Annotated in this window: 16 protein-coding genes and 1 tRNA gene; 10 read left to right on the forward strand and 7 right to left on the reverse strand. The window is 74.2% G+C overall.

Annotation, left to right across the window (positions count from 1 at the left end):
• Window positions 1–28: 28 nt before the first annotated feature.
• Window positions 29–622, reverse strand: coding sequence for a histidine phosphatase family protein (locus NP777_RS23255; RefSeq protein ID WP_256652107.1), 594 nt, complete (start codon window positions 620–622; stop codon window positions 29–31).
• 310 nt (window positions 623–932) lie between these two features.
• Here NP777_RS23255 and NP777_RS23260 point away from each other — a divergent pair, with 310 nt between their 5' ends.
• The 7 genes from NP777_RS23260 (at window position 933) to NP777_RS23290 (ending at window position 7,977) form a co-directional block, all read left to right on the forward strand.
• On the forward strand, window positions 933–1,958 hold the full coding sequence (locus NP777_RS23260; RefSeq protein WP_256652108.1) for a phosphatase PAP2 family protein: 1,026 nt from the start codon (window positions 933–935) through the stop codon (window positions 1,956–1,958).
• Window positions 1,843–3,225 (forward strand): hypothetical protein, encoded by a 1,383-nt coding sequence (locus NP777_RS23265; RefSeq protein WP_391858557.1) that lies wholly within the window; start codon window positions 1,843–1,845, stop codon window positions 3,223–3,225. The genes NP777_RS23260 and NP777_RS23265 overlap by 116 nt, the downstream gene beginning before the upstream one ends.
• Complete coding sequence (locus tag NP777_RS23270; protein ID WP_256652109.1) at window positions 3,216–4,961, forward strand: hypothetical protein; 1,746 nt, start codon at window positions 3,216–3,218, stop codon at window positions 4,959–4,961. The genes NP777_RS23265 and NP777_RS23270 overlap by 10 nt, the downstream gene beginning before the upstream one ends.
• Window positions 4,961–6,343 (forward strand): AAA domain-containing protein, encoded by a 1,383-nt coding sequence (locus NP777_RS23275; RefSeq protein ID WP_256652150.1) that lies wholly within the window; start codon window positions 4,961–4,963, stop codon window positions 6,341–6,343. The genes NP777_RS23270 and NP777_RS23275 overlap by 1 nt, the downstream gene beginning before the upstream one ends.
• A gap of 299 nt (window positions 6,344–6,642) precedes the next feature.
• Window positions 6,643–7,008 (forward strand): hypothetical protein, encoded by a 366-nt coding sequence (locus NP777_RS23280; RefSeq protein ID WP_020871076.1) that lies wholly within the window; start codon window positions 6,643–6,645, stop codon window positions 7,006–7,008.
• Window positions 7,009–7,121: 113 nt separating this feature from the next.
• Window positions 7,122–7,847, forward strand: a complete 726-nt coding sequence (locus NP777_RS23285) for a bifunctional DNA primase/polymerase (RefSeq protein ID WP_256652110.1) — start codon at window positions 7,122–7,124, stop codon at window positions 7,845–7,847.
• Window positions 7,848–7,903: 56 nt separating this feature from the next.
• A tRNA-Lys gene (locus NP777_RS23290) sits at window positions 7,904–7,977 on the forward strand.
• A 79-nt stretch (window positions 7,978–8,056) separates the two neighbouring features.
• Here the strand turns inward: NP777_RS23290 and NP777_RS23295 are convergent.
• From NP777_RS23295 to NP777_RS23315, 5 genes are all read right to left on the reverse strand, one after another.
• A complete protein-coding gene (locus tag NP777_RS23295) occupies window positions 8,057–9,361 on the reverse strand; it encodes a nucleotide disphospho-sugar-binding domain-containing protein (protein ID WP_256652111.1) in 1,305 nt (434 codons plus the stop codon).
• Window positions 9,362–9,466: 105 nt separating this feature from the next.
• Window positions 9,467–10,330, reverse strand: a complete 864-nt coding sequence (locus tag NP777_RS23300; RefSeq protein WP_256652112.1) for an SDR family NAD(P)-dependent oxidoreductase — start codon at window positions 10,328–10,330, stop codon at window positions 9,467–9,469.
• Between the two features lie 103 nt (window positions 10,331–10,433).
• The gene (locus tag NP777_RS23305; RefSeq protein ID WP_256652113.1) at window positions 10,434–11,384 is read right to left on the reverse strand and encodes a GlxA family transcriptional regulator; all 951 of its coding nucleotides are present in this window, start codon (window positions 11,382–11,384) and stop codon (window positions 10,434–10,436) included.
• Window positions 11,385–11,477: 93 nt separating this feature from the next.
• A complete protein-coding gene (locus NP777_RS23310) occupies window positions 11,478–12,713 on the reverse strand; it encodes an FAD-dependent monooxygenase (RefSeq protein ID WP_256652114.1) in 1,236 nt (411 codons plus the stop codon).
• A gap of 362 nt (window positions 12,714–13,075) precedes the next feature.
• Window positions 13,076–13,900, reverse strand: coding sequence for an AfsR/SARP family transcriptional regulator (locus NP777_RS23315; protein ID WP_037953152.1), 825 nt, complete (start codon window positions 13,898–13,900; stop codon window positions 13,076–13,078).
• A gap of 183 nt (window positions 13,901–14,083) precedes the next feature.
• Here NP777_RS23315 and NP777_RS23320 point away from each other — a divergent pair, with 183 nt between their 5' ends.
• From NP777_RS23320 to NP777_RS23330, 3 genes are all read left to right on the forward strand, one after another.
• Window positions 14,084–14,365 (forward strand): hypothetical protein, encoded by a 282-nt coding sequence (locus tag NP777_RS23320; RefSeq protein WP_256652115.1) that lies wholly within the window; start codon window positions 14,084–14,086, stop codon window positions 14,363–14,365.
• 7 nt (window positions 14,366–14,372) lie between these two features.
• Window positions 14,373–16,886, forward strand: a complete 2,514-nt coding sequence (locus NP777_RS23325; protein ID WP_256652116.1) for a TOMM precursor leader peptide-binding protein — start codon at window positions 14,373–14,375, stop codon at window positions 16,884–16,886.
• Window positions 16,887–17,024: 138 nt separating this feature from the next.
• Window positions 17,025–18,245 carry a sensor histidine kinase gene (locus NP777_RS23330; RefSeq protein WP_256652117.1) on the forward strand — a complete coding sequence of 407 codons (1,221 nt, stop codon included), beginning with the start codon at window positions 17,025–17,027 and terminating at the stop codon, window positions 18,243–18,245.
• Between the two features lie 330 nt (window positions 18,246–18,575).
• On the opposite strand, the gene NP777_RS23335 is transcribed toward NP777_RS23330, so the two are convergent.
• Entirely contained in the window at window positions 18,576–19,181 is a 606-nt protein-coding gene (locus tag NP777_RS23335; RefSeq protein ID WP_256652118.1) for a response regulator transcription factor, read from the reverse strand.
• Window positions 19,182–19,224: the final 43 nt, after the last annotated feature.

Raw genomic sequence — 19,224 nt, forward strand, 5'->3', positions numbered from 1 at the left:
GGTACGGCCGCGGTGCGAGATGGCCGGTTCAGTCGAGATGGCCGGTGTCGTTCCAGCGCTCGATGGCGGGCTCGCCGTACGCCCAGCCGAGCACCGACAGGGACGTGGGATCGAGCCGGATACGGGCGGCGAAGGAGGCGTCATGGCCGAGCCAACGGGCGCCCAGCGTCCGCAGGATGTGGCCGTGCGCGAAGACCAGCACATCGCGGTCGGCCGAGCGCGCCCACTCCACGACCTCGTCGGCCCGCGCCGCGATCGAGGCGATCGACTCGCCCTCGGGCACCCCGTCGCGCCAGATGAGCCAGCCCGGCCGGACGGCCGTGATCTCGGCGGGGGTCATCCCCTCGTACGCGCCGTAGTCCCACTCCAGGAGCGCGTCCCACTCCCGCGCCCGGTCGCCGAAGCCCGCCAGCGCGCAGGTCTCCTTCGCCCGCGACAGCGGGCTGGTGCGCACCTCGGCGTCCGGGAGGCCCGCCCAGGGGCCGTGGTGCAGCCGCTCGCCGAGCAGTTCGGCGCCGCGCCGTCCCTCGTCCAGCAGCGGGATGTCCGTACGGCCGGTGTGCTTCCCGGTCAGCGACCACCGCGTCTGTCCGTGCCGGGCCAGGAGGATGCGTGGGGCCATGGGGTAGTGCCTTCTTTCACCGGATTCGCACCGCCGCGCCGCCGTGCGCCGTTACACGTCGCTGCCTGCGGTTTCGTGCACATCGCGGGACCAGCGCATGGCCGATCACCATCCCTCCATCATCGCGCACGTGATCGGCAGGCAACCTCCGGGTCACTCCTGGCGTCTTCCAGGCTGCGCGCGAGTCCGCCAGGGGGGTTCCGACAGTGGGCGCGCTCGCGGACGGGGGCGGTGCGTAGGTCGCTTCGCCTACACCGTACGGTTGACCGCGCGCCTTTTTCTGGCCGCCTGAACTTTGGAGAGCGTCCGAATGCCCCATACCGTGCCCCGTGCCGGAGCAGCACAGGGCAGTCGGCCCCGTTGGTGGACCGAACTGCCGCTCATAGCGGTGGTGTACGCCGCATACTCGGCCGGTCGGCTCCTGGCCCGCGGCGATGTGTCCAGCGCCGTCGATCACGGTCTGGCGATCCTCCATTTCGAACAGCGTCTGAACATCGACTTCGAGTCGCCGCTGAACGACCTCCTCACGGCCAACGCGGTCATAGGCATACCGGCGGACTTCGCCTACGCCTCGCTGCACTACGTCCTCACCCCGGTCATCCTGATGTGGCTGTGGAAGCGCCGTAAGGCGTCGGACTACCGCTTTCTGCGCACCTGGCTGCTGGTCTCCACGGTCATCGGGCTCATAGGCTTCACCCTGCTGCCCACGTGCCCGCCGCGGCTCCTGGACGCGAGCCACGGCTTCGTGGACACCATGGCGCAGTACGGCTCGTACGGCTGGTGGGGCGGCGACGCCAGCGCACCGCGCGGGCTCGGCGGGCTGACCAACCAGTACGCGGCGATGCCCAGCCTCCATGTGGGATGGGCGCTGTGGTGCGGCGTCGCCCTGTGGCGGCACGGACGCTCGGGGTGGACCAAGGTCGTCGCGGTCGGCTATCCGCTGGCGATCACGCTCGTGGTGATGGGCACCGCCAACCACTACTTCCTGGACGCGGTCGCCGGCGCCGCCACCATGGGGCTCGGGGCGCTGCTGGCGGGCCCGGCGCTGCGGCTCACGGAGGCCCTGCGCACCCGCCTGCGCCCGGCCCAGGAGGCCCCCGTCGCCTCCCGAAACGCGGGTGTGCCCGCGAATGTCGGTGACAAGTGCGAGACTTCGGCGCGTGAACGGGAACGGATCCCCCGACAGCAGGGCAGGGGCGCGGACAGGCGACGCACCGACGGTGCCGCGGACGACGGCGGCCGGGGAGCCGGTGCCGGTACCGGCGGCCGAGGCGCCACGGCCACGGGCGGCACGGCCCCCGCGGCAGGCGACGGGGCTCCGGCAGCGGCTCGCTGAGCTGCGCGGCCCGGCCACCGCTCCCCGTCCGATGGACGCCCGAGCGCTGGCCGCGCTGGCCGCCAACCCGGGCTGCCGCCGCCGCGCGCTGCTGGACGGGGCCGGGGTCGACAAGGGCGCGCTGGCGCAGGCCCTGGGTGCTCCCGCGAACTTCGGGCAGTCGCAGTTCGCGCATCAGCGCGGCAACTCCTTCGAGGCCCGGGTCAAGGCCGACGGCGGCGCGGATCTGGTGCGGCTGCTGCACGAGCGGCTGCGCGACGGCTCGGAGCCGCCCGGCCCCGGCTCCGTCGCGACCCCCGATCTGACCGCGCCTGGCCCGCAGGGCCGCACGGCCCGTACGGCGCTCGCGCTGCGGGAGGCCACCGAGGCGGGCCGCTGGGCGCTGCTGGACCATCCGATGGTGAGCCTGGACGTCGCGGGCTCGCCCGCCTTCCTGGAGCCGGACGCGGTCGTGGTGCACCCCGACGGGTCGTGGACGGTCGTCGAGATCAAGTCCTTCCCCATGGTGGACGGCTCCGCCGACCCGGCCAAGGTGGGCGCGGCCGCCCGGCAGTCGGCGGTCTACACGCTGGCGCTGGAGCGGGTGGCGTCGATGATCGGCGAGCCGGGGCAGGGCGGCGGCGCGGCGAAGAACGGCGGCGCGGCGAAGAACGGCGGCGCGGCGGAGAACGGCGGCGCGGCGGAGACGGCCTCGGCCTCGGTGGGCCCGGCGGCTCCGGCGGCCCGAGCGGACAGCGCTCCCGTGCGGGCCCGGGTGCGGCATCAGGTGCTGCTCGTCTGCCCCAAGGACTTCTCCAACCTGCCGACCGCCGAACTGGTCGATGTGCGCAAGCAGCTGGCGGTCACCCGGCGGCAGCTCGACCGGCTGACCCGGATCGAGGAGATCGCCGCCGCCCTCCCCGAGGGCACCACCTTCGACCTCCGGCTCACCGACGACGGCCGCGTCCCGACCCGGCCGATGGAGGAGCTCACGGCCGCCGTGGACTCGGTGGACGCGGCGTACGCACCGGAGTGCCTGTCCACCTGTGAGCTGGCCGCCCACTGCCGGACCCGGTCCCGCGCGGCGGGACAGGTCGAGGCGCTGGGCCGTGGCGTCCGGGGCGAGCTGGGCGGGCTCACCACCGTGGACGCCGTCCTTACGGCCGCCATGAACGGCCCCGCCGACAAGGCGCCCACCGGTGACCCCGCCGTGGACGCCCTGCGCCGCGCGGCGGCCCTGCGCGCCGAGGCGCTCGCCGCCCGCCCCGAGGCGGTGGCATGTCGCTGATCACCACCCTGGCCCGGATGGAGGCGGTCCGGGAGGGACGGGCCCAGCCCCTGACCACCGTGCGCCACCGCCATCTCTCGGAGCGTCCGCTGGCGTTCGTCCCGCTCACCACCGCCGGTGAGGCGGGGGCGCCGCTCGGGGCGCTGGTGGGCACCGACCGGGACGCGCCGCGGCTGCTGATCGTGGCCCAGCCGCGCGACCGCGACCTGCGGTTCGCGTTCCTCGCCGAGCTCGCGGAGGAGATCCAGCCGTATCTGGACTCGTACGGGGACGAGGTCGAGCTGGAGGAGCGCAAGGAGACCGATCCGGAGACCGGCAAGAAGGTGCCGGTCCAGGTCGAGCTCTGCCAGGACGCGCCGCAACTGCTGGTGCCCAGCGCCGCGGGCGTGGCGTTCGTCCGGCTGCTGGGCCGGTCGATGCGGTTCCGGCGGACCGCCGAGCAGGACCCGGAGACGCCCTTCCCGGCACCCGCGCGGGTACCGCTGCTGGGGCGGTGGCTGACCCACTACGGGGAGCGGGCGCGGGTGCCCGGCTCCTGTCTGCTGCTCTCGCTCACCGAGCTGCTGAGCCGTCACTGGGCGACCGGCCAGAGCAATCTCGAGGATCAGCACCTGGGCTCGCTGCTGGCCTGGATCGACCCCCCGGCGGGCGTGCCGGGCGCGGAGGCGGCGCTGCGGGCGGAGTCGGAGCGGGACGAGGCGGGCCAGTTGCGCTGCCCGCCCGCCGGACCGTCCACCGACCCCGCCTTCGACAACAAGCTGCTGGCCCCGGCGATGTCCCGCTACGACGCGGCCCGCGCCGAGGCGGCACAGGGCGTGGCCGGGGGCGCGGCGCGGCTGCGGCTCGCCGAGGCGGAGCTGCGCGGGCTGGTCGAATCTCAGTTGCGGCCCACCTGGGACGCGCTGTGGCACGGGGTGGACCTGCTGCGTGCCCTCCCGGAGGGCACGCGGGTGGCCGACCGCTGGAAGCGGGACCGCTGGTCCTACACCGGTCACCGGGACCGGGTCCGGGCCGGGGAGCCGCCCCAGCCCAAGCTGGACGACGCGGTGACGGCGGCGCAGAAGCTCGCCGCGCGGGAGACCGCGCAGGCCCAGCTGGACGCCCATGAGGCGCTGGACGACCCGCTGGTGATGGCGGGGCGGCGGCTGGCCGGTGAGGCGTTCGCGGGCGAGGTGATCGATGTGGAGATGGCCTGGTCGGACGCCAAGGTGCCGCGCCCGCGCCCGCTGGTCACGATCCGCACCGAGGACCGTCCGCACCTGGCCGAGCGGGTCAAGCTGCACCGGGTCACGGCCGACGGCAGGGCGCAGAGCGGGGAGTTCGCCGGTCTCGCGGACCTGGACGATGCCGCGGACTTGGACGGCGCTGCCGACGTGGACGGTACTGCCGACGTGGATGGCGCCGACGGGTCCGGCGAGGGCGGGTCCGGCGAGGGCGGGTCCGGCGAGGCCGGCGGAGCCGATGTCGTGGGCGACCCGGGCGATACGGACGGCCCGGGTCATGCGCTGGTGGTGCGGCTGACCGGCGGGATGGGCCGGGGCAAGCAGCCCGAGCCGGGCACGGTGCCCGAGAAGGGCGACCGGGTGTGCTGGACGCTGTTCGAGCACGCCCCGCGCGGCGGCCCCGAGCTGCCCGACCCGGAGAGCACCCCATGGACCCATGGCGGTCCGCCGGACGCCGCCGCCCCGGCCCAGGGCCCCCAGCCCGACCCGATGACCGAGGAGGACTATCTGTGATCGGCGCGGACCCGGCCGCCGCCGCGGCCCACCCGGGCCGTGCCCGCGCGGGCGAGCCGTTCGACCCGTCGGCCGCCGCGGCACGCGCCACCGAGGCGATCCTGCACGACACGCTGCACGGAGCGGACCGCGGCGTCGTCGTGGACTCCCCGCCCGGTGCCGGCAAGTCGACGCTGGTGGTGCGGGCCGCACGGGAACTGGCCGCCGCCGGGCGGCCGCTGATGGTGGTCGCGCAGACCAACGCCCAGGTGGACGATCTGGTGGACCGGCTGGCCACGGCGGACCCCGAGCTTCCGGTGGGGCGGCTGCACAGCAGCGATCCGCATCCTTACGACCCGGTGCTCGACGGTCATGAGTCGGTGCGCGCCTCCGCGAAGATCGCCGACCTCGCCGGGCTCGACATCGTGGTCTCCACGGCCGCGAAGTGGGCGCACATCAAGAACGTCGAGCCGTGGCGGCACGCGATCGTGGACGAGGCGTACCAGATGCGCTCCGACGCGCTGCTGGCGGTCGCCGGGCTGTTCGAGCGGGCGCTGTTCGTGGGCGACCCCGGGCAGCTGGACCCGTTCAGCGTGGTGGGCGCCGACCAGTGGGCGGGGCTGTCGTACGACCCGTCGGCGAGCGCGGTCACCACCCTGCTCGCCCACAATCCGCGGCTTCCGCAACACCGGCTGCCGGTGTCCTGGCGGCTCCCGGCCTCGGCCGCGCCGCTCGTCTCGCACGCGTTCTACCCGTACACGCCCTTCCGTAGCGGCACCGGCCACGGCGAGCGGCGGCTGAGCTTCGGGGTGGCCTCCGACGGCTCGGGCCCCGACCGGGTGCTGGACGAGGCCGCCGCGTCCGGCTGGGGGCTGCTGGAGCTGCCCGCCCGGCGCACCCCGCGCACCGACCCGGAGGCGGTGGCGGCCGTGGCCCAGGTGGTGCGGCGGCTGCTGGACCGGGGCGCGGTGGCGGTCAGCGAGCGGTCCGACGAACCGCAGCCGGTCGCGGCGGACCGGATCGCGGTGGGCACGGCGCACCGGGACCAGGCGGCGGCGGTCCGGGCGGCGCTGGCGGGCCTCGGGGTCTCCGGCGTCACCGTCGACACCGCCAATCGCCTCCAAGGGCGTGAGTTCGACGTCACGGTCGTGCTCCACCCGCTGTCGGGGCGGCCGGACGCCACGGCCTTCCACCTGGAGACGGGGCGGCTGTGCGTGCTGGCGTCGCGGCACCGGCAGGCGTGTGTGGTGGTGTGCCGGGCGGGAGTGGCCGAACTGCTGGACGAGCACCCGTCCACGGAGCCGGTGCAGCTGGGCGTCACGGTGAAGTTCCCGGACGGCTGGGAGGCCAACCACGCGGTGCTGGCACACCTGTCCGAGCACCGGGTTTCATGGCGACCGTAAGGACGTGAGGGCGCGTTCCCGGTGACCGTAAGGGCGCGAGGGCGCGTTCCCGGTGACCGTAAGGTGCGTCTCCGAGGGTCGTAACCGCGCCTCCCCGGCGACCGGTGGGGGCGGCGCGTCCCGGTGGCCGTACGGTGCGTCACCGGGGTGAGCGGCACGGCCATGGTTCAGGGGGCGGTGGGGTGGGGAGAGACCCCAGGTCGGCGGCGTACGGCGGGGGTGCCCTTGCCCTACGCGCGACAATGGAGACGACAAGACCCGCGAACCGTACGTGTCTCACGACCAGGAGGAGAGATCACATGCCCGAGCCGGATTCGGCTCACGGCCGGCACGGCTCCGCGCCCCGGCGGCTGAAACCCGCGCCCCTGCTCTTCGAACCGGCCGCCGCCGCGTCCGACGAGGCGCACTTCTTCGACCTGGAATCGATCGAAGACCCGCGTGAGCTGCTGTCCCGCTCGACGGAGCTGGTGCTGGCGTTCCGCGCGGCGACGGACCGGGCCATGGAGTTCCAGGCGATGGCGGCCGCGCAGCTCGCCGACCCGAGGCGGTTCGATCGGCTGACCCCCGCCGTGATCGCCGAACGCGCGGAGTGGACCGAGGACTACGCCAAGAAGATGGTCGAGTTCGGTCGTGAGCTGATGCGGGGCGGCGAGGTGCTGGACTGACGGCAGGCGTGAGCCCGGGGCATATGCGGGGGAAGGTACCCGATACCGCCATCCGATGTCCCGGTTTCGTCTCATCTCTCTACACCGTCGGCGCTGACGGTAAAGGTGGAAACATGAGCAGATCGCCGCAGGACTCACTTCACACCGCCGCCTTCGTCACCCCGGCTGGCGCGGACTGGCTCGCCTCGGCCAGCGCCTCCCCGCGCGGTGTGCAGGCCCTGTGGGCCGCTTCCCCGACCGCTCCGGTGACGCTGCCGTGCGGCACCGCGTTCGACGTGATCAGCATGGACGCGCTCTTCGGCCGCCGGGTGGTGGGCCGGTTATGGACCGACGGCCCCGGCACCGGACCGGTCGCGGCCCAGGGCGGCCGGGTCCTGCTCTTCGCCACCCCGGGGACCGCCCAGCGGCTGCCTGCGCTGCTCGGCTGGGAGGAGTGGGGCGCGGCCGCTCCCCCGCTGCTCTGTTATGGCCGGGGCGACGCGGTGACCGTACCGCCGCTGTTTCCGCCGGACCCCGGTCCACAGGAGGCCCCGCCCCTGGGGCCCGATGCCCAAGGTGCCCAAGGTGCCCAAGAGGCCCAAGAGGCCGACGCCAGGAAGGCCGACGCCCGGGAGTCCCGGGCCGCGGAGTCCCGTGCCACGGAGTCCGGAATCCGGGAGTCCGCCCCGACGCCGTCCCCGACGCCGTCGCCGCGCTGGCTGGTCGCGCCCGATGTCCGCGGCCCCTGGCTGCCCGGCCCCGAGGTGCTGCTGTGGGCGTGTGTGAGGGCGGCCCGCGCCACCTGCGGTGATCTTGTCAGCACGGCTGTGACCAGCGCACCCGCCGCCCATCCGGGCTGAAACTTATCGATTTTCGCTCCGTGGCGTCCGGGTGCTAAGGTCTCCTACGTCAGCAGGCGCCGCTAGCTCAGTTGGTTAGAGCAGCTGACTCTTAATCAGCGGGTCCGGGGTTCGAGTCCCTGGCGGCGCACAGACAGCGAAAGGCCCCTCACCTCGGTGAGGGGCCTTTCGCGTGGCCCGGCGGCACCGGCCGCGCGGGGCCGGCGCGCTCACACCGCCGGGCCCGCGAGCCGGGTGACCGCCCGCACCGCCTTGTCCGGGCCGGGCATCGCGAGCGTCTCCCGGCGCAGGGCGTGCGCCGCCGCCGCGTACGAGGGCTGCTCCAGCAACGCGAACAGATCCAGGGCCAGCCGGGCGCCCGCCGCCCGCGCCCCGGGCCGGGTGGCGTCGAGGGCGTCGGCGGGCAGATACATCCCGGCGCCCGCCCGGGCCAGCCGCGCCCCGTTCAGCTGATGCTCCAGGCGGGGCGCGACGACCAACTGCGGCACCCCGGCCATGGCGGCGGCCAGCACCGCCGCGCCCCCGCCCTGGTGGAGCAGCGCCCGGCAGCCCGGCAGCACCCGGTGCAGCGGTCCGGCGGGCGGCCGCCCCTCGGCGGCGCTACCGACCCGGACGACCTCCACGCCCCGCGTCTCGGCGGCCCACAGCGCGGCCCGTACGGCTTCCGGCGGGCCACCGGCGTCATCCCACGCCGCGCACACCCGCACCGGTCCGGAGCGCCTGGGACCGCCGCCCGGCCCGCGCCGCCCGTTCGACGCGGCGGCGTGGCGTCCGGGGTGCCCGGAGGGCCCGGGGTGCCCCAGGTGCTCGGAGCGCCCGGGGTGCGCCCCGGCGCGGCGTACCTCGTACGGCGACGGCGTCTCGTCCGGCGACGTCCCGTCGTGCGGCACGAAGCGCACCGGCAGCCGCCGCGCCCGCGAGGGCAGCGCGAGGCTCGGCGGGCAGGGGTCGAGCCACAGATCGGGCTCGCGCGCCGGATCGGCGCCGTAACGCCGCATCAGCCGGGCGTAGCCGGGCAGCGGCGGGCCTTCGAGCCGCTGCCGGTCCAGCCGCAGGACGGCCGCGCTCCCCCAGAGCTGGCCGACCGCGGGCACGCCCAGCGCCCCCGCGGCCACCGTGCCCGCGTACGCGCCCGCGTCGTGCACCACCAGCTCCGGCTGCCAGCAGCGGGCGAAGGCGACCAGGCCCTTGGCCATCGCTTCGGCGATCCGCACCTGCCGGTCGCCGCACGCGCGCAGCACGCCGTGCTGCTCCGGGGTGAGCGCGGCGGGCCGCACCGGCCAGTCCGTGGGCCAGATCCCGCGCGGGCGGCGCGGCGCGTCCGGCGCCCTGACCACCGCCATGGGCAGGGCGCCGATCTGCACCGGCACCAGGCCGGCGCGGGCGACGGCCGCCGCGCACTCGGACGGCACCGCGACCCGCACCTGGTGCCCGGCCTCGAGCAGGGCGCGGGCCAGCGGCACCATGGGGACGAGATGGGCGCCCGAGGCCCAGGTCGTGAACAGGACGCGCATGGTCACCTCCCGCAGAGGTCGAGCCGGCCGGACCGACCCGTCCGGCCGATGGACATGACACCGAATGGACATGACACCGAGCCGACCTTCGCGCCCTCGGCGGGCTCAGCGGCGCCCCTCGAGCGTCAGCGTCTCGCCGGTGATCGCGCCGTTGGCCGCCGAACACAGGAAGACGAGCGCGCGGGCGATGTCCTCGGGGGTGGTCATGGGGCCCTTGGGGGTCATGGGGCTCTTGGGGGTCATGGGGTCCTCCAGGGCGGTGAGACCCTCGGGGACGGTGAGACCCTCGGGGACGGTGGGCGGCCGACCGAGCGGAGTCGGCGGCCGGTCAGGCGGAGTCGGCGGCCGGTCGGGCGAGGTCGGCGGCCGGTCGAGCGGAGTGGGCCCGGGGCACACGGCGTTGATCAGCACTCCATCCCCGCCCACCTCGCCCACCAGCCCGCGGACCAGACCCCGCAGCCCGGCCCGCGCCACCTCGTGGAACTCCCCACCCGGGTCGCCTTCCGGCGCCTGCGGCGGGGCCACCAGCGCGATCCGGCCCCAGCCGCGCTTCCGCATCCCGGCCACGGCCCACTGGACGGTGCGGATCGCGGGCGCGAAGGCGTCGGCGACGAGCGGCCGCCAGTGCTCCTCCGGGACGTCCTCGAACCGGGCGTGCGGCTCGCGCCGCGCGCCCTGTCGCCGGGCGGCCGCCACCAGTACGTCCAGCCCGCCCCAGTGCTCCTCCACGGCGGCCACGACCCAGCGCGGCGACGCGGCGTCGTCCAGGGCGTACGGCACGGCGAAGGCTCTGGCCCGGTCCGGTCCGGACAGCTCCACGGCCAGCGCCTCGGCGGCCTCGCGGCGGTGCCGGAAGGCGAGCGCGACCCGGGCGCCCTGCTCCGCGAAGGCGCGGGCTGCGGCGCTGCCGATGGCGCCGGTGGCCCCGGTGACCAGGACCGTGCGCCCCTCCAGGCCGAGGTCCAACATGGGCGCTCCTCGCGGTCGTTCCCACTGAGAAGGCCATGGTCGCCGCCGTGACTCGAGCCCGCCTCGACCCGCGCCCGACCCCGTCCGGGGTCTCACTCGGCGGCTATCCGGCGTTTCGCTGGAAGGCGGAGCGATAGCTGTGCGGGCTGGTGCCGACGACGCGCTTGAAGCGGTCCCGGAAGGAGGTGGGCGAGCCGAACCCCACCTGGGAGGCGATGCGTTCGACGGGGTGGGTGGTGGCCTCCAGCAGATACTGCGCCTGGCGGATCCGGGCGCGGTGCAGCCACTGCAGCGGGGTGGTCCCGGTGTGCTCCCGGAAGCGGCGGTTCAGGGTGCGGGTGCTCATGCCGACGTGGGCGGCGATCTCGTTGAGGGTGAGGTCCCGTCCTGCGTTGTCCTCCATCCACCGCAGCAAGGGTTCGAACAGCGATCCGCGCGGCACGGGCGGCTGGTCGTGGACGATGAACTGGGCCTGTCCGCCCTCCCGCTCCAGGGGCATCACCGACAGCCGGGCGGCGTCGGCGGCCACGGCGGAGCCATGGTCGCGCCGGATGAGGTGCAGACACAGATCGAGGCCGGCCGCGGCGCCCGCCGAGGTGAGGAACTGGCCGTTGTCCACATAGAGCACATCCGGGTCGACCTGGATCTTCGGATGGAGCTCGGCGAGCAGCGCGCCGCCGATCCAGTGCGTGGTGGCGCGGAGTCCGTCGAGCAGCCCGGTGGCGGCGAGGATGAAGGCGCCGGAGCAGATCGAGGCGATACGGGTGCCCCGCCCGGCCGCGTCCCGCAGCGCCTCGAGCACCTCGTCGGGGACCGGGAGCAGGGCGTCGCCGCGGCCGGGCACGACGATGGTGTCGGCCTCGGCGAGCGCCTCGAGCCCGTACGGGGCCTGGAGGGCGAACACCCCGGCGTCGACGGTGGGGGCGGGGGCACAGACCCGGACCCGGTAGGGCTCCCGGCCATCAGGCAGCCGGGTGCGGGTGAACACCTCGATCGGGGTGGCCAGATCAAAGGCGATGACCTGGTCAAGCGCCAGAATCACGACAGTGTGCATGGCCTCAACCTAGGCCGTACGGGGCATGGCACCAATGCCGGGGTGGCGAGAAGTCGGTGCGGGGCTGGTTTCCGGCCATCGCGCCCGGAGGTGTCATGTACGGCCGCACACTCCGGCGTCGGCGATACGGATCGAGGGGTTGCCGTAGGCCATGCGCTGGAGGATCTTGCGATAGAGCGGCGTACGACGCAGCGCCCGCGCGAGACGGGGGCGCACCCGGGTGGTGAACGTGCCCTGCGAGAGGATCGCCCGGCTCTGCAACGTCTGCATCCGCATCACCGCCGCGATATCGGGTCCGCGCCGCCGCTCGAACTCCGCCAGCCGCTCGGCGCTGGTGTCGCCCTCGGCCAGGGCACGGGTCAGCAGGGGGTGCAGCACCACCGCGTCCTGCACCGCGAGGTTGATGCCCTGGGCGCCGGTCGGGCTGTGGGTGTGGGCGGCGTCGCCGATCAGCACCAGCCCGTCGGCCACCCAGCGCTCGGCGCGGGCGGAGAAGACATCGAGCACACCGAGGTCGGCGGGGGTGCGGATCTGATCGCGGATCAGCGTGGCGTACCGCGGCACGGCGCGCACCAGCCGCTCCTTGACGTGGTCGAGGCCGAGGGCGGCGATATGGCCGTAACGCCGGTGCGGCAGAGTCCAGCCGATCTGGATCCGGTTCGGCCAGGAGCCGTAGACCAGCACCGGGCCGCCACCGGTGCGGTACACCCGCACATCGCGGACCGGCGGCTCTTCCGGTGGCGTGATGAGGGTGCACCACAGCACATCCTGGGCGAACGCGTCGGCGCGGCCCGCCCCGATGCCCGCCAGCCGCCGGATCCGTGAGAACCGGCCGTCCGCGCCGACCACCACCGGGGCCCGCACGGCACAGCGGCCCGGCGGACCTTCGGCGATGACCCCGGCGATCCGCCCCTCCCGCCGCAGCAGCGCCCCGGCCCGGCGACCGGGCAGATAGCGGAAGCCGGGCGAGCGGCGGCAGCGGGCGAGAAGCTCGTCCAGCAGATGGGGGCGCGGCACGCTCAGCAGGTGGTCGTACGGGGCCGGAAGCAGCCGGTAGTCGGCCTCCAGCAGCACCCGCTCGCCCTCCATCACCAGGAACCGGTGGTGCTCATGGGCGCCGCGGGCGCGTGCGCCGGCGAGCACATCGAGCGCGTCCAACAGCTCCATCGCGCCGGGCTGGAGTATTTCGCCGCGGACCACGCGCTGATGCGCGCGGGCGCACTCCACCACGGTCACCCGAGCCCCCGACCGCAGCATCAGCAGCGCCAGCACCAGACCGGCAGGGCCGCCCCCGACCACGCACACATCGGTGTCGATCTCGCGCATCATCGCGCCTCCTGCTGGTCGGGCTCAGGGTCCAGGGCTTCAGGCCATGGGCATCGGGCATCGGGCGCCTGTGACAGCCCTGGACGCGCTACGGCTCCGCTTGCCCGCGCGGGGGGATCGGGCAGCGGAGCCGTAGCAGGCCCGGCTGAAGGGCGGCGCCGGGCGTTCTTGGGGGGATGGTTCGCCGGACGGGGACGGCTGGTACGGGGCCTAGGGGACTCCGGACGAGGACGGGGCGGTATCGGGGATGTCTGGGATCTCAGGGCTGTCGGGGCTGTGCTCTGCGGGGCTGTCGGCGGTGGGCTGGGGGTCGAGGCTGCGGGCTGGGGGCTGGGGCCGTTGGCCGGGAGGCCGTTGGCCGGGGGCTATGCGGCGAACAGATCGAGCACCGGGCGGCGCCAGTGGCCGTCCAGGTCCAGATCGAGCGCCGGGTCGGAGGCGAGCACCGCCTGCTGGAGCTTCTGCAGCCGCGGCGACGGCTCCAGCCCGAGGTCCTCGACCAGTCTGGCGCGCAGCCCCTGGTAGACCTCCAGCGCCTGCCAGGGGCGGCCCGCGCGGTAGAGCGCGGCCATGCACTGGGCATGCAGCCCCTCGTGCAGCGGATGACGGGCGGTCAGCTCGGTGAGTTCCGTGAGCAGCTCGGCATGGCGGCCCAGCCGCAGATCGGCCTCGATACGGCGCTCCAGGACGCCCAGCCGACTCTCCTCCAGCCGGGCCAGCTCGATCTCCAGGACCGGCCCGACCTTCACATCCACCAGCGCGGGGCCGCGCCAGACGGCCAGCGCCTCGCGCAGCAGCAGGGACGCCTGGACATCGTCCCCGGCGTCCAGCGCGTCGCGCCCCGCGGCCACCAGCCGGTCGTACTCATGGATGTCCACCGCGCCCGGCTGGGCCTCCAGCACATATCCGCCGTACCGCGTGGCGAGCACGTCCTTGGAAGCCTGGGGGGCCTGCGGTCCATAGGCCGCGGCCAGCCTGCGGCGCAGCTGGAGGATGTAGGTCTGCAAAGTGGTGAGCGCGCTGCGCGGCATCTGCGTGCCCCAGATTTCCTCCATAAGAGTGGGCACCGGGAGCATCTGGTTGGCGTAGACGGAAAGCAGTGCAAGGATCTGGCGCGGCTTGCCCGCGCTGGGCACGATCGACTGACCGCACGCCTCGACGCTCAGCGGCCCCAACACCTTGATGTCCATGGTCGTGTACCTCCGTCAACGGTCCGTCAAGTGCCTCCTGGCCGCGCGGCCCTGCCACCGAGGCATCTAAGAGCCTCGCTTGTGGGCGGCCTGTGCGGCCAGTGCCGGAGTAACGAGCTCGATATGAGTTCCAGAGCCTCGCACCATGACAAATTCACACCCCTGGCGATGAGAGAGTCCGCGATGACCGATACGCCCGTCCCATATGAGTCCCCGAGCCCCGCCGTCCTGGCTCATCCCGCCGAGAAAACCGAGGTCACCAGGGTCGCCGGGGCCACCGGGGTCGTCCAGGCCGCCGAGCGCGGCAAGGCCGCCGGAACCGCCAAGACCACCGGAACCGCCAAGACCGCCGAGGCCGTTCGTCCGCCCGCCGAGGACGACGACCTGGTCATCGAGAACCTCTCCGAGGCCGCCTGGCCCATCCCCGCGCCCGGCATCTGCATCTGCACCGTCGGCGCCGATTGACCTCGCGATGACCGGCGAACTGGGCTTCACACCACATCTGCGAGTCGAGCCGGTGCCGGGCGAGGCCGTCTATCTCGTCTCCGAGCACGGGGTCACGGCCCTGCACGGGCGGGCGATCGCCGCGCTGGCGCCACTGCTCGACGGGTCGCGGGACCTCGCCCACATCCTCACCGAGGCCGCCACGCCCGGCCGTGCCGCGGGCCCGCCCGGCGCGGTCCCGGCCAGTGCGGTCCCGGCCGGGCAGGCCGAGCGCGTCATCGCCCGTCTCCGCGCGGCCGGGCTGGTCTCCGAGCGGGAGCGCGCCTGGACCCCCGAGGAGGCGTACTGGGAGCTGGCCGGGCTGGGCACGGGCGGCCCCGCCCCGGACCCCGCGCCCGCGTCCGCCCGCCCCGCCGTGGCCCCGCTGGTGCTCGGCTCGACCGACCCGGACGAGGTGGTCCGGGCGCTGCGCGTCGCGGGGCTGAGGACGGTGGACGGCGAGACGGCGGTCCCGGGGTCCGTGACCGCGGAGGCGGCGGACGGCGATCCGACAACCTCCGGGGCCGATAGCGCTCGGCGAGAGATATGTCAAATCGCCTTCCGTCAACATGACGACGCGGAACTCACCCTTGTGGTGTGCGATGACTACCTCGATCCACGGCTCGCCGCCATGGACGCCGCGCACCGCGCCGCCGGCCGTCGCTGGCTGCCCGTCAAACCGGTGGGCACCCAGGCGTGGCTGGGCCCTTTCCTCGGCGCCCCCGACAATCCGTGCTGGGTCTGTCTGGCCGACCGGCTGTGGCGCGGACGGCAGGCCGAGGCGTATCTCCAGCGCCGGCTCGGCCGCCCCGGACCCGTGCCGCGGCCGCCCGCCTCCCTGCCCGCGAGCCGCGCCGCCGCGCTCCAGCTCGCCGCCCTGGAGGCCGCCAAATGGCTGGCCGGGTACCGGCATCCGGGCCAGCGGGAGCTGCGCACCCTGGACAGCCTCGCCGCCACCGTGGACCGCCATCCGGTCTCCCGCCGCCCGCAGTGCCCCGGCTGCGGCGATCCGGCGCTGGTCGCGGCCCGGATACGGGCGCCCCTGTCGCTGCCCTCGCCACGGGAACCACGGGAACCACGGGAACCGCGGGAACCGCAGGAGCCGCTGACCGATATCGATACCGACTCCGCGGACACCTCCCCGCGCGGGATCATGGAGCGTTACGGACATCTGGTGGACCCCGTCACCGGGCTGGTCACCGAGATCCGGCGCGACCCGCGCGGCCCCGCCGTCCTCAACTGCTTCCACGCCCGCCACCCTTCGTACGCCGGGGCGGGCCCTCACGGCGGCCTGGACGCCGTAAGGGCCGGGCTGCGGGCCGCCGCCCACGGTAAGGGCCGCACGGCCGAACAGGCGCGGGCGAGCGCGCTGTGCGAGGCCCTGGAGCACTACAGCGGCCACTTCCAGGGAGACGAGCCGCGTCAGCGTGCCCGCTACCGCGATCTGCGCCCGGCGGACGCGGTGCATCCGGACACCGTCCAGCTCTTCGACCCGCGCCAGTTCCTGGACCCGGCCCTCCCCGCGCGCCACCGCGTCCACGATCCGTTCGACGAGGGCGCGGAGCTGGACTGGACCCCGGTGTGGTCGCTCACCGCCGAACGTCACCGGCTGCTGCCCACCGCGCTGCTGTACTACGGCGCCCCGCAGCCCCCGGGCCGCCGCTGCTGCCGGGCGGACTCCAACGGCACGGCGGCGGGCGGCACCCTGGCGGACGCCGTCGTACGGGGCTTCCTGGAGCTGGTGGAGCGGGACGCGGTCGCCCTGTGGTGGTACAACCGCACCCGGCAGCCCGCCGTGGCCCTGGACGCCTTCGACGACCCATGGCTGGCCGAAGTGCGCGCCGCCCACCGGGGCGTGCGGCGCGAGGTGTGGGCCCTGGACCTCACCACGGACTTCGGCATCCCGGTGGTCGCCGCCCTCTCCCGGCGCCTCGACAAGCCCGCCGAGGACATCACCCTCGGCTTCGGCGCCCACTTCGACCGGCACACCGCGCTCTGCCACGCCTTGGCCGAGCTGAACCAGATGCTTCCGGCGGTGGTCGAGGCCCGTGCCGACGGCGGAGGTTACGGCGCCGCCGAGCCCGAGGCGCTGCACTGGTTCCGTACCGCGGCCCTCGCCGACCACCCGTATCTGGCCCCCGATCCGGCCGCCGAACCGCCCCCGGAGATATCCGGCTCCCTCGAGCCCCCGGAGTGCGGTGCGCCGGCAGCCGTAAGGGAGCCGACAGCCGTAACGGAATCGGCCGCCGTAAGGGAGCCGACCGCCGTGAGGGAGCTGGCCGCCGTAAGGGAGTTGGTGCGCGGGCGCGGGATGGAACTGCTGGTGCTGGACCAGACCCGGCCGGATGTGGGGCTGCCGGTGGCCAAGGTGCTGGTGCCCGGAATGCGCCCGCACTGGGCCCGGTTCGCGCCCGGCCGGCTCTTCGACGCCCCCGTGGCGCTCGGCCGGCTGTCGGGGCCCACGCCCTACGCGGACCTCAACCCGATTCCGTTTTTCCTGTGATCCCCCGTGATATCCGGTAACTCCGCGTACACCATGAGCCTTCCACAGGGCCTCTCCACCCCAGGTGAAGATCGGATACTCTCGGGCAAGCCACCCAATCCGGCCCGACCATCCGGAGGACGAGTGCAGGGGAGCCTCTTGCCCGACGATGCCGGGAACCATCCACCGCGCCACCAGGACGATCTGGCGCCGCGTCTGGCCGTGGTCATCACGGTCCTCGTGCTGGTGGGGTACTTCGCCGTGGCCGTCACCTATGTGGTCGACGGCAATCGTTCGGGCAGGTCGGTCGACGCGGCGATGCTCGGTCTCGCGCTGCTGCCGATGACCATGCTGCTCTGCCTCCAGATGCTGCACTCCTTCCCCGGCCTCGCGCCCCGGCTCAGCGGTGCGCGGCGCTGGACGCTGGCGCTCCAGGCGGTGCTGACCTTCGCCCCCTTCGCCATCTTCAAGCACGCCTGGCTGGGCATGCCGGGCTTCCTGGCCGGCTCCTCGCTGCTGGTGCTGGTCCCGGCGCTGGCGTGGCCCGCGTTCGCGGCCATCCTGCTGTGCACGGACGTGCTGCTGTTCCAGGTGGGGTTCGGCTGGGGTCAGGTCGCGTACACCAGCGTCTCCACCGCGCTGACCGGGCTGGTGGTCTTCGGGCTCTCCCGGCTGTCCGGGCTGGTCGCCGAGGTGTCCCGGTCCCGGGCGGAGCTGGCCCGGCTGGCGGTCGCCCAGGAGCGGCTGCGGTTCTCCCGGGACGTGCACGATCTGCTGGGCTACAGCCTGTCCACGATCACCCTCAAATGCGAGCTGGTGCACCGGCTGGTGCCCCGGCAGAACTCCCGCGCCCAGCAGGAGCTCTCGGAGATCCTCCAGACCTCCCGTCAGGCCCTCGCCGACGTACGGGAGGTGGCCAGTGGCTATCGCAAGATGTCGCTGTCGGCGGAGGCGGCGACGGCCCGTTCGATGCTGGCCGCGGCGGGCATCAGCGCCACGGCCGAGATCGACTGCGGCCCGCTGCCGGAACTGGTGGACACGGTGCTGGCGAGCGTGTTGCGCGAGGGGCTGACCAATGTGCTGCGCCACAGCAAGGCCGACCACTGCGCGGTCGAGGCGCGGCGCAGCGGGCCGCGGGTGTCGCTGACCCTCGTCAACGACGGGGTGGGCCGGCCGTCCACGATCCTGCGCGCCGACAGCTCGGACGGCGGCAGCGGCATCGGCAACCTCCGGGTGCGGGTGGAGAACCTCGGCGGGCGGCTGCGCGCGGGCGTGCGGTCGGACGGCTGGTTCGAGTTGCGGGCGGAGCTGGATGTGTCCGTGGACGCGCCGCCGCGGAGCGGCCGGGAGTACGGCCCGGGGCCGACGGTGACGGCGTAACGGGATCCGGAGCCCGCACGGCGTAACGGGATCCGGAGCCCGCACGGCGTAACGGGATCCGGAGCCCGCACGGCGTAACGGGATCCGGAGCCCGCACGGCGCAACGGGGTCCGGAGCCCGCATGGCGCAACGGGGTCCGGAGCCCGCATGGCGCAACGGGGTCCGGAGCCCGCATGGCGCAACGGGGTCCGGAGCCCGCATGGCGCAACGGCGTCCTGGGGGTTTGGCGGCGCAACGGCGTCCGGGGCTGCCTGCACTGCGTCACGGGCCCTGACGGCGCGGCGGAACCCCTGACGGCCTACGGCCCGACCGGCACGTGGGGACGCCGCCTCACAGCCAGCCCGCCTCGCGGGCGATCCGGATGGCGTCCACCCGGTTGCGGGCGTCCAGCTTGGTCACGGCGGACGTCAGATAGTTGCGCACCGTGCCCACCGACAGAAACAGCTTGGCCGCGATCTGCCCGGAGTCCTCGCCCTTCGCGGCGAACCGCAGGACCTCCAGCTCACGTGGGGTCAGCGGCTGTGGGCCGTCGTCCAGGGCGGCCAGCGCGAGCTGGGGATCGATCACTCGCTCGCCCTTGGCGACGGCACGGATGGCGTCACTGAGCTTATCCGGGCTGCTGTCCTTCAGCAGAAAACCGGAGACATGGGCCGCCAGTGCGCGGCGCAGATTTCCGGGGCGGCCGAGACTGGTGAGCATCATGGTGCGGCATTCGGGGACGGCCGTGCTCAATTCGGCCGCGGCGGTGAGCCCGTCCACGCCCGGCAGATCGATGTCGAGCACGGCGACGTCCGGGCGGAGTTCACGGGCGCGCGGCAGGATTTCGGCGCCGTCGGAGAATTCGGCGACCACATCGATATCCGGTTCGAATTCCAGCAGGGCGACCAGTGCCTTGCGCAACATATGCATGTCTTCCGCGATCAGCACCCTGACCATGCCGCCCCCTGTTTTCCCCGCCCGGCCTCGCCCCGCATGGCGA

The organism is Streptomyces rugosispiralis, assembly GCF_024505145.1.
GTDB lineage: Bacteria > Actinomycetota > Actinomycetes > Streptomycetales > Streptomycetaceae > Streptomyces > Streptomyces rugosispiralis.